Raw genomic sequence first — 11,875 nt, forward strand, 5'->3', positions numbered from 1 at the left:
AAAATTTATATTCTATTATATAATTGTTATATCTATATTAATCTATTTAAATTTTTAATTTATTTACTAATTTTTTATATTCTATTTCATTTATTTTATTTTATTTTATTTTAATTCTTTTTAATTTTTTTTATTCATTTTTAATTTTTTTTTAATTCTTTTTTATTTTATTTTATTTTTTTTAGTTTAAAATTTAATTTTATTTTCTTTATTATTTTTAAATTTCCAGAGGAAAAAAATAAAAAAATTTATTAAATACTTAAGACAATCTATTTTTAGGTAATCTTATGTTTATAAAAAAAATTCAATTTCCTCGTGAAGTCCATATTGGTTCTAATATAATTGATAGCACTGGACAAATTTGTAGAGATTTAAGAGTAGACGGTAAAATAATCGTTGTTTCTGGAAAAAACACCTATAAAATTGGAGGAAAATCAGTTATAGATAGTCTGGAATCCAATGGTTATGATGTTGACAGAATTCAAATTAATGATGCCACTTTGAACTCTGTTAAAGCGGTTGAAGAGAAATCTAAAGGTTTTTCACTTATTATTGGTGTTGGTGGAGGTAAAGTCATTGATGTTGCTAAATTAGCATCTACAAATTTAGGGATTGACTTTATTTCGGCACCAACAACTGGATCCCATGATGGAATAGCTTCTCCTTTAGCTTCAATTAAGGATTCTAATGGTTCTACATCCCTTAAAGCCCAATCGCCTATTGGAGTTATTGCGGACACCAATATTATTTCAAGTGCCCCTTTTGAGTTATTATCTTCTGGCTGTGCAGACATTGTTTCAAATTATACTGCCATTAAAGATTGGCAATTAGCCAAAAGGTTACAAAATGATAATTACAGTGAATCTGCAGCTGCATTGTCTTTAATGACCGCAAAATTAATTATCCAATCTGCTGATTCAATTAAACCTCATTTGGAAGAAAGTGCAAGAATGGTAGTTAAATCTCTCATTAGTAGTGGAGTAGCTATTAGTATTGCTGGAAGTAGTAGACCTGCCAGTGGTTCAGAACATAAATTTTCCCATGCTTTAGATAAAACAACTTCAAAACCAGCCCTTCATGGACACCAATGTGGTGTTGGAACTATTTTAATAATGGCTTTATATGGCGGGAATTGGCAATGTATTAAAAATGCTTTAAAAACAATGGGTGCCCCTGTAAATGCGCATGAATTAGGAATTGATGAAGAAGATATTATTGATGCATTAACTAATGCACATAATATTAGAAAAGAAAGATACACAATTTTAGGTGATAGAGGGCTTTCAAGAAGCGCTGCTAAGAATTTAGCAGTTAAAACTGGAGTTATTTAATTATTTTTATATTATTTAATAAATTTTAAATTTTTTATTATTTAATTTTTATTTAATTTTATTATTTTATTATTTTATTATTTCATTAATTGTTTTATTATATTATTTTATTGATAATTTTTGGAGGAATTTTATGATAACATTAATAGGAACTCATTTAGCAAAAAAAGATTTGGTTTTTTTATTTAATGGACCTGCTGAGGAATGTGAGGAGTGTAAATTTAAAGCCCCTTGTTTAGGTTCTTTAGAAGAAGGTAGATCTTATATAATTAATAATGTTAGAGATAACAAACAAAATTGCCTAATACATGATGGTGGCTTTGTTTTACCTGTTGAAGTTGAAAAAGCAGATATTGTCACTAATGTTAGTTCAAAAAAATGTTTTGAAGGTTCTTCAATTGTTTATGATCCTCCAGATTGTGATTTACAGTGTGTATACAGACCTTTTTGTTTTCCTGAAGGCTTAAAAGAAGGAGATAAAACAGTCATAAAAAAAGTTTTAGAAAAGCGTGTTGATGGATGTGCAAAAGGTTTAAGTTTAAGTAAAGTTGTTTTAAAAATTTAAATTCTTATTGATTATTTTTTTGGATATGGTGTTTATATGGACTTTAAAAAAATGGCTGCTTTAGTTGCAGTTGATGAAATAAAAGAAAATCAGGTTGTTGGTCTTGGAACTGGTTCTACCACACATTATTTTATAAATGAACTTGCAAAAAGAAACGAAAAAGAAGAATTGAATATTTTAGGAGTTCCAACATCTTACCAATCATTTTTGCTTGCACAAAAAGGCAAAATACCTATTACAACTTTAGATGAACATGATATTGATGTTTCAGTAGATGGTGCAGATGAAATTGATTCAAATTTAAATCTTATTAAAGGTGGGGGAGCTGCACATACTTTAGAAAAGATAATAGATTATGCTGCTGAAAAATTTATTGTAATTGCTGATGAAAGCAAGCTTGTTGATAGATTAGGAAAGTTTCCTGTTCCTGTTGAAATTATTCCTCAATCTGTAAAAACAGTTTTTTCAAGTTTAAATGATATGGGGGCAAACCCTGAAATCCGAATGGCTAAGTACAAAGATGGTCCAGTTATTACAGATAATGGGAATTTTATTGTTGATGCTCAATTTCCATTAATTGACAATCCAATACCCTTAGAAAAAGATTTAAATTCTATTCCTGGAGTTGTAGAAAATGGTATTTTTTCTCAAATGACAGACAAAGCAATAATTGGAACTGTTGAGGGTGTAAAGATTTTAAAATGACTTTTTTCATGCTTTTATATCTTTATATTTTCACATATGTATATTTCTATATTTTTATATTTCTATACTTTTTTCTATTTTTACTTATTTTGTAATTAATCTATTTTTTTAATTCTCTTTCTTTTAGCTTTTTCATTTCTTGTGCAATAAATTTTCTTTTTTGTTCTTCTTTTTCTTTTATCTTGTAATTTGCATATCTATCTTCATACCATTCTTTTTCTTTTTCTAATCTTTCAGCTGAAGGGTTAATAACTATTGAATTTATATCATCTATTGAATGATAATCACAATGAAGTATATCACTACAAATTGCTAATTTTGCTCTTCCTATTCTTATTTGAATTGTTTTTTTTCCACAAACAGGACAATTTGTATTATATTTTGATAAATCACTTTGGCTCATTTTATCATTACTCTTATTTATTTTTTTTTTAGTAAATTAATATTTAGTTTATAATTAATTAAATTTTTCTATTATTTTAATAATACAGTATATTTTTATTTTTAATTTAACTCATAAAAATTTTTTGTTATCTCTTTAATTGTTTCTAAAGTTATGGTTTTATCCCATTTGATTAAAATTTCTTTGTTTTGAACTTTAAAAAAGGTATAAGACATGTTACCTTCACCAATAATATTTTCAATTGTTTGTACTTCATTTCCATCTATTTGAGCCACTTCAATATTTGCTGTTGGGTTTTGATAGAGTTTATCTAACTGTTCTTGCCATTGGCTTGAATCGTTTTCATTTGTTTGATTTGCATTGAAATCATAGACTTCTACAATGAATTTGGGTTCTTGAATAATATAGCTGTATCCAGTATTTACTCCGTCTACTATATTTCCTCCAAATGTACTTCCATTTGCAAGATTATTTGGAACTTTAAATTTTAATCCATTAACTTCTTTAATTTCCCAGTTTCCACTTGTTAACTCTCCAGAGAAATACATATAGACTCCAAAAAAAATTATAATCGCTATAATGATTATTCCAATAAGTTTTTTATCATTCATTCAAACATCTCTTTTTTTATAACTTTTTTATATTTTTTATAGTTTTTTTTTCTAATATTTTTAGTATTTTTTTTTATTAATTTAACTGAATTTAAAGTTTATTTTATATTTATTAATATATTTGAGTATATTTTTGCAAATATTCTTGATAATTTGAGTCTAATAATCTTAATGCAGTTGTATTTTGAGGAGATGTCATTGACCGTTCTTCTACTAAGTTTCTTAGTGTTCCATTTTTAATATGTTCTTTAATTTCCTTTACAACAAAGTCTAAAGTGTTTTTATTTTTTATTTCAAGCTCTTTTCTTTTTAGTTCCAGTAATTTGTATTGATTTAGATTATAATTTTTTGTTGGAGTCATTAAAACATTTAAATAGCTGTAATAATTGTCGGATCCAGTTAAAAATCCATCAATTCCCATATAACTTAGTACAGGCATAAAACTTGCTTCTGCAAATGAAAACATTAAAGAACTATTTGGATTAATATTTTCTCTTAAATTTACAATCATATCAACTAAATCTCGTGGATGTAAGATTAAATCATCACCATTAGCTATTAAAAATGATCTATATCCCATATTTTCTAATTCTTTAATGGCTTTAATTCTTAAATCAAGGTATTTGGATCCCTGAACAACCACAATAGCAGTTTGTGAATTTTTTTCATTGTTTTCAATTGCTTCTTTGGCATATTGATTTGTAAGTTTTACTGACCATTGAGCTATTTCTTTTTGAATATCATAAGCTGATCCTTGGTTTTTAATTATATTTGATTCCTTATCATTAAGTAAAAATGGTGTTTCTTCCCCATTAAGCTTTCCATACCGTCCAGGTCCATCATGCATTTTTATTTCTAATTCCATATGCTTTCCTTTTTTTAAGACAATTTAATAATGTTATATAATAATATCATATTTTATATAAATTTATATTTATGATTTTTATGATTTTTATATTTTTTTAAATTTAAAAAAATTTATTTTTAATTTTTTTTAATATTTTGCTTTTTTATTTTTGTTTTGAAGGTGTCTCATGGTTGAAATTTTTAGAGATTTGAGGAAATCAATTCTTTTTAAAAAGATTTAAATGCTTCATAGTTACTAATTTCATTATACTTTATAAAATTTTTTTTGATAAATTTATAATTTAAATTTTAATTAATACTAAACCTTTAAATCTGAATTAAAGTAAATTATGATTTTAGTAAAAATAATTGGGACATCTTCTACTTTTTAAAAAAAATTTTAAATCAAAAAAATAAATCCTTTTTACTCTTTTTCTGTTTGCTTCATTTAATTAATATTTTTATTGCATTTAGCTTTCTTTTATTTTATTACTGCTCTGAAATATTGTGTTTTAAATTTTGAGGTATTAAATTTGTTTTCTTTTTTTGTCCATGTTTTGCTTTTTTATTATACATTATTATATTTATTTTTCCATTGATATATATTTTTATATTTGATTTATTTAGAAACTTGTTTATATATAACGAATGAAACTTATTTATTAGCTGAAAATAACTTTTTTGTTTTTTTATTTTCATTTTTTTTAAACTTTTAATTGATTATATTTTTTTCAGCTATTTTTTTTTTAAAAAATGTTTATAAGTGATTTATATGGATGTAATTAATTTTAACATACGGAAATTCGTGCACAGGGGTGGGGGGGTGAGAGCTGGAATTTTTCTTTTGACTTTAGTGTTCCTGCTTTCCCTTTCTTTCTCTGCAACTTCAGCAGGTAATATTGCTGTTAGTGGAGATTCTTTCGACGATATAAATGACATTATTAATACTGCTAGTTCTGGAGATGTTATTCAATTAGGCTCAAATACTTTTAAAAGTAATGGTTCGGTAATTAGAATAACTAAGGAAAATTTAACATTTACTGGTGCTTCTGCTAATAACCCTGCAACTTTATCTGGAGAAAACATCAGCAGAATCGCATGGGTTAATGCAAACAACATCACATTCAAATATATTAAATTTATTAACGGAAATGGCAACACTTTAGGTGGAACAGCTATCCTTACCTACTCTAAAATAACTGTTGACAACTGTACTTTTTCAAATAATGCTGGAGAAAGTGGAACAGCCATTTTCATATATCCTCAAGCATCTAACTCGGTAATAAAAAATTCTATTTTCCATAACAATCTAGGAAACCAACCAGGCACAGATAATTTTGTTCAAGGAGGAGCAATAAGATCTGGTACAACCAATTTAACAATCATAGACTCAACATTTACTAACAATTTCACCCTAAATGACGGAGGAGCCATTTCCATAGCCAGTGGAACAGGAACTAAAATCATAAACTGTAAATTCATTAATAACAGCGCAAATATAGGCGGAGCAATCAGAATCTCTGATTGCGAAGTAACTATTAGCAACTCCATATTTAATCAAAACAATGCAAACAGCATAGGAGGAGCAATATTCATATTTAATGGAACAGCCACAATATTAAACTCTAACTTCACCTCTAACAAAGCAAATAATGGTGGAGCAATAGGAATATACAACCGAACCACCAATGACAACAAAATAATCATCTTAAAAAACTTAATCTTTGACTCAAATATTGCCACAAACACGGGTGGAGCAATTTATACTCAAATTCCAATTAAATACCTAAATGACTCTACATTTAAAAACAATTATGCTATAAATGGAGGAGGAATCTATTCTTTAAATGATTTACAAATTAACACAGTTAACTTTTCACAAAACACTGCTACCACCTCTGGCGGAGCAATTTACACAAATGGTCAAACAAGCATTTCTTCTAAATCTAATTTTACCTCAAATAATGCAAACAATGGTGGAGCCATATATGCTCTTAAGAATTTAAATATTTCTAACTCCATATTCAGCAAAAACAATGCAATATCCAATGGTGGAGCATTATATATCAATGGAGGAACAACTAGAATATTAAGCAACTCAAATTTTTCATCCAATAATGGTGTCAACGGCGGTGTGATTTATTCTAATGGTGTATTAAGTATTGTTTCAGCTAATTTTAATGATAATCTTGCAACTGGCAGTGGTGGAGCTATTTATTCTCTTAAAAACTTACAAATTTCTTCATCTAAGTTCAATGGGAATAATGAATCTAATAATGGTGGTGCACTATATTTAAATGGTGGAGTTACAACCATTACAAGTAAATCTACTTTTAATGACAATAAAGCCATTAATGGTGGTGGAATTTATACTAATTCTAATTTAACCATTAATTCTATTGAATTTTCAAGTAATGTTGTTAATTCTAATGGTGCTGGACTATATATTAACAGTGGTACTGTAAATATTTTAAATAATTCTAATTTTACCAACAATAAAGCTGTTAATGGTAGTGGAGTCTACAGTAATGGTAAATTAGTTGTTAATAATGCTTTATTTTTAAATAACAATGCATCAGCTAATGGTGGAGCTATTTACAGTTTAAATGATTTAAGTGTCATTGCTACGAATTTTAATAAGAATAATGCTAATTCAAATGGTGGAGCATTATATTTAAATGGTGGGATTACAACTATTACAAGTAAATCTATTTTTAGTAACAATAAAGCCATTAATGGTGGTGGAATTTATACTAATTCTGGTTTAACTATTAATTCTATTGGATTTTCAAGTAATATTGTTAGTTCTAATGGTGCTGGACTATATATTAATCGTGGCACTGTAAATATTTTAAATAATTCTAATTTCACCAATAATAAAGCTAGCAGTAATGGTGGTGCGATTTTTTCTATTTCTAGTTTCAAAATTGTGAATTCTGTTTTTTCTTCTAATTCAGCAGCTAATGGTGGTGGAATTTATCTTTCTGGTAGTTCTAGATCTACTATAAGTGGAAATTCTAATTTTACCAGTAATTCTGCTAAAAACGGTGGAGCAATTTATAGTAATTCTCCTTTAGCTATCTCTTCAACAAAATTTTCTAACAATAAAGCCACAGATAATGGTGGAGCTATTTATTCTAAAAATGCTTTGAATATTAGCAGTGGAAGTATTACTAGAAATACTGCAAACTATGGTAGTGGCATTTGTAATTTAGCTACTTTAAGGATTTCTAAAGTTGACATAGGTTCTAATGTTGCAAAAGCTATAAGTATTTCACTTAAAGCTCCGACTGCAGTTAAACCAGGTAAAAAATTAACTATCAATGTCTATCTGAAGACTGGAGATAACATTGCTGGAGCAATATACAACAGCAAAGGCAATACTTCTATAAATGGATCTAAAAAAACACCTTCAGACAATACACCAGGTAAAACTTTTTCCTCAGCCATTGCTGGCAGTAAAAAGAATATAACATCTAATTCTAATGGTGTAGCTACAAGAACTTACACTGTATCTAAAAATGCTAAGGAAGTTAATGTGTCAGTTAGCTATTCTCAAGGTGGCAAAAAATGGACAGTATCTACTTCTGTTAAGGTAAGTAGTACAGCTCCGTCAACTCCTAAAACTAAAACTTACACAAATAAAAAATCAATTTCATCATCTAGTTCTTCATCTTCCACTGGTTATATTAAAGGAGGTAGTGTAACTGTTGGGCTTTCAAATCATGAATATGCTCATTTAGCTAGTTTAATTGATATATCCAAATATAAAGTTAGTTTTAAGAATATTAGCTATTATAATCTTAAAAAACATAGTTCTATTGGAGTAACTTATTATATTTATAAAGTTAATAAAAATGGTTGGTATTCTGGTGCAATTAACAGTAAAGATGGTGTAAATTGGAAGAAAATAGGTTCAAAACCTACTACTTCTGGAACTTGGTTTAATCTTAGTTCAAACTCTAAAGGAAAATATACTATTAGAAATATAGTGCCTAAATATAAAAATAATACTTACAATGGAACACTTGAATTTTTTGTTTCAGTTAAAATCAATATTAGCCATAGCTCATTAACTCCATATATAGCTTATACTTATGACTTGGTTAACAAAAAAACTGGTTCAAAATCAGTTAAAACATTTTTTGAAAACACAACTACGGATATTTATTTCAGTGGCTTAGGATTTTCTTCAAAATTGAAGAATGAATTAACATATTCTGATTCTCGTATTCAGGTAAATCATAGTGATTTTAAAAATCTTGCAATTAAGATATTTCAAGGGAAAGCTGGCTCTGGTAGTGGTATTGAGGGTATTTTATCTGCTGATAAAAAAATAAGAGCTATTTATGAATGGGTTAAAAATCATGTGACTTATCATGGTTATAGGAATTCTCATTATAAGTCCACTGATGTTTTATGGAGACTGCAAAATAAAGCTAAGGGTACTGCAAATTGTGCGGATCAATCTATTTTGCTAGTTACTTTTTTAAGGACTGTTGGTGTTCCAGCATATTTTGAACATAACTGGGCTTTTGGAGGACATGTTGTTGTGAGAGCTTATTATACAAATACAGGGAAATACATTCTTGATACAACAAATCCCAAAAATGATGTGAATATTATTAGAAGCACAAAATGGAATCCGAAAACAGTGAAAATAAAGAGTTATCCAGGCTATAAAGCGAGTAAGTTCTATGCACATAAAACTACAACTAATAAAAAGAATAAAGTTTCATGTTGTTTAACTAGGAGATAAAAAATTTTGTTTAAATTTAAAATAAATATTAAACTGAGGAAGTGATTATATTGAAATTAAGAAATTTAATTTATATCTGTATTGCAACTATTTTAATAATAGCTTGTGTTAGTCTTATTTATACTAATTTAGATAATGAACAAAATACTGTTGAAAATAGCTCTAAAATTAATAACACAAACAGTATTAATAATAGTAATATTAATGAGACTGAGAATAATAGTAATCATTCTACAAATGAAATAACTCCTGTTAAAAATATTAAGGGTTCCAATAACTTTGAGAAAAAGAATCAACCTAAAAATCTTCCTAAAAATTCTAGATTATCATATTCTAAAGCATATAGTATAGCTAACTCATATAAAGGTGGTGTTGATGGTGATGACTATAACATGACTTATATGAAATATAAAGGCTATGAGTATGATAAAGGTAGATTATATTGGAATTTTGGTGTATATTTTAAAAAAAATAATGAATGGCTAGGAACATTTCGTGTAAGTGATGCTACAGGTGAAATAGATTTAGGATAATAAAATTAGTAAATTTTTTGAGGATAATTTATTATTAATTTCTCCTCTGTTTTTAATAATTTTTATCTTTAAATATTTTTTTTAATAGCTATTTGTAAGTTTTAGTTTTATATATTATAAAAGGTGATGAATTTGTTGTTTAATAAAAAATGTATATTGATATTGACCATTTTTGTGGTTTTGGGTTTTTCTGTGTCTAGTGTTAGTGCGGGTTCTTTGTTTGTGAATGAGTCTTGGTCTAGTGATGATATTCAGAATGCTCTTGAGAATGATGTTAGTATTGATGTTTTGTATTTTAATTCTACTGGTCTTGGTGGTGTTTATGGGGGGATTAGTTTGTTGATTGATCGTGCTATGTCTATTGTTTGTGATGTTGGTGTGGTTCTTGATGGGTCTTTTGGTGATGATCTTGCTACGTCTGCATTTAGTATTTCTGAGGATAATGTTCTAATTAAAGGATTTACATTTTTGAATTATGGTATTGGTGTTAGTGGTTCTGGTGTGAATAATATTTCTATTGTTAACAATAGTTTTAGTGGTTTTGATTTAGCTATTGACTTTGATATTGTTAATGGTTTGAGTGTTATTAATAATAGTGTTTCTTCTTCTGGTGAAGGTGGAGCTATTTCAGTTCGTGAGTCTAACAATGTGAATATTATTGGGAATAATATTAGTGGTGTTGATTCTGGTATTTATCTTTCTGAGTCTAATAATATTAAAATTACGGATAATAATTTTAGCAATGTTGAAAGTGATGCTATTTACACTGATACAAGTGATAATCTTTCTGTTGAGGATAATACAATTAATGCTGCAGGAGGATCTGGAATCTATACTACCAATTCTAAAAATTTGAATTTAAAAAAGAATAAGGTTAGTAATGTTGAAGGCGATGGTGTTGCTGTAAATACTGCTTCCAATGTTGAAGTAAGTGAGAATACTGTTGATGGTGCAAATGGAGGTATTTCTGTTTATGATACCACTGATGTTAAAATAAAAAAGAATAAAGTTGTAAAATCTCAGGAAAGAGGTGTTTCTTTATCTAATGTTAATAAAGTAACTGTTGATGATAATACTGTTAATTCTGATGGTGATGTTATTGTTATTGATACATCTGATGATGTTTCTTTCACTAACAACAGGGTTTCTGGAGGATCTTCTGGTGTTTCAGTAAATGGGGTAAATAATATTAATCTTAGTAATAATGTTATTAATAGTTCTGGTTTTGGGATTTCTTTGATTAATGTTAATAAAAATAATTTGCTCAATAATATTATTGACTCTAGTGGTAATGGTATAGAAGGAGATACAATCTCTAATTTTGCTTTATCTAATAATAAGATATATTCTAATGAATCTGGTATTTATCTTTCTGGTTTAAATAATGGAATTATAAGTGGTAACTCTTTGAATAATTCTGGTGCTAATGGTATTTCTTTGTTTACTGCTGATGATATAAATATTTCTAAGAATAATGTCTTCAGAGCAAATGGAATTGCTATCTATATTGATGGCTTAACTAATAGTCAAATCTTAAATAACATTATTAAAAATTCAGTATATAGTGCTATAGAGCTTTATTCAGTTGATAATTCTAAAATAATATCTAATGATTTAGATGGCTGCGGAGTAGGCACTGCAGGCTTTGGCTTGTTAATACGCTCTCTTTCTAATACAATTATTAGTAATAATCGTATGGTTAATGGTGGAGATGATGGAATTCATGTTGAAGAAGCAGATAACATTAATATAACTAATAATCTCGTATATAACAATAATTTCAATGGTATGTACATATCTTCTATTAGAAACTCTCTTATTAAATCTAATAATATATCCAACCAACATTTTGGTAATGGCATTCATGTGATTGACGGTGATAAGTTAACAATTACAAAGAATTATATTTTCTTACATGAGATAGGTATATTGTTAGACTCTGTTTATTTCAGTAAAATATCATTTAACACAGTTTCTGAAGGTATTAAAGAAGGTATTGATCTTTATGGTCAGAGCAATAATATTTTTAATAATACTGTATTCAGTACTAATTATGGTGGTATTAGTATAATGGATGGAAGTTATAATAAAGTTTATTATAATTATGTGCATCATGCTATTG

General features: G+C 27.4%; 9 protein-coding genes. 6 read left to right on the top strand and 3 right to left on the bottom strand.

Features of this window, described 5'->3' with window-relative positions:
- Positions 1-287: 287 nt before the first annotated feature.
- The 3 genes from MBCUR_RS03230 (at position 288) to rpiA (ending at position 2,601) form a co-directional block, all read left to right on the top strand.
- A complete protein-coding gene (locus MBCUR_RS03230; protein ID WP_067090135.1) occupies positions 288-1,331 on the top strand; it encodes an NAD(P)-dependent glycerol-1-phosphate dehydrogenase in 1,044 nt (347 codons plus the stop codon).
- A gap of 133 nt (positions 1,332-1,464) precedes the next feature.
- Positions 1,465-1,896, top strand: a complete 432-nt coding sequence (locus MBCUR_RS03235; RefSeq protein ID WP_067090138.1) for a UPF0179 family protein — start codon at positions 1,465-1,467, stop codon at positions 1,894-1,896.
- A 36-nt stretch (positions 1,897-1,932) separates the two neighbouring features.
- Positions 1,933-2,601 (top strand): ribose-5-phosphate isomerase RpiA, encoded by a 669-nt coding sequence (gene rpiA, locus MBCUR_RS03240; protein ID WP_067090142.1) that lies wholly within the window; start codon positions 1,933-1,935, stop codon positions 2,599-2,601.
- A 100-nt stretch (positions 2,602-2,701) separates the two neighbouring features.
- Here the strand turns inward: rpiA and MBCUR_RS03245 are convergent, their stop codons facing one another.
- The 3 genes from MBCUR_RS03245 to MBCUR_RS03255 form a co-directional block, all read right to left on the bottom strand.
- Complete coding sequence (locus MBCUR_RS03245) at positions 2,702-3,004, bottom strand: hypothetical protein (RefSeq protein WP_067090146.1); 303 nt, start codon at positions 3,002-3,004, stop codon at positions 2,702-2,704.
- A gap of 101 nt (positions 3,005-3,105) precedes the next feature.
- Positions 3,106-3,615, bottom strand: a complete 510-nt coding sequence (locus MBCUR_RS03250; protein WP_067090149.1) for a hypothetical protein — start codon at positions 3,613-3,615, stop codon at positions 3,106-3,108.
- Positions 3,616-3,727: 112 nt separating this feature from the next.
- Positions 3,728-4,480, bottom strand: a complete 753-nt coding sequence (locus tag MBCUR_RS03255; RefSeq protein ID WP_067090152.1) for an archaeosine tRNA-ribosyltransferase — start codon at positions 4,478-4,480, stop codon at positions 3,728-3,730.
- 804 nt (positions 4,481-5,284) lie between these two features.
- Between MBCUR_RS03255 and MBCUR_RS03265 the strand changes: the two genes are divergently transcribed.
- The 3 genes from MBCUR_RS03265 to MBCUR_RS03275 form a co-directional block, all read left to right on the top strand.
- The gene (locus MBCUR_RS03265) at positions 5,285-9,220 is read left to right on the top strand and encodes a transglutaminase-like domain-containing protein (RefSeq protein WP_067090157.1); all 3,936 of its coding nucleotides are present in this window, start codon (positions 5,285-5,287) and stop codon (positions 9,218-9,220) included.
- Between the two features lie 50 nt (positions 9,221-9,270).
- Positions 9,271-9,753: a hypothetical protein gene (locus tag MBCUR_RS03270; protein ID WP_067090160.1), complete on the top strand. Its 483-nt coding sequence runs from the start codon at positions 9,271-9,273 to the stop codon at positions 9,751-9,753.
- A 192-nt stretch (positions 9,754-9,945) separates the two neighbouring features.
- On the top strand, positions 9,946-11,875 hold a 1,930-nt coding region (locus MBCUR_RS03275), incomplete at its 3' end, for a right-handed parallel beta-helix repeat-containing protein (RefSeq protein WP_169805784.1).

The sequence above is a fragment of the Methanobrevibacter curvatus genome (assembly GCF_001639295.1).
In the GTDB taxonomy this organism is placed as follows: domain Archaea; phylum Methanobacteriota; class Methanobacteria; order Methanobacteriales; family Methanobacteriaceae; genus Methanoflexus; species Methanoflexus curvatus.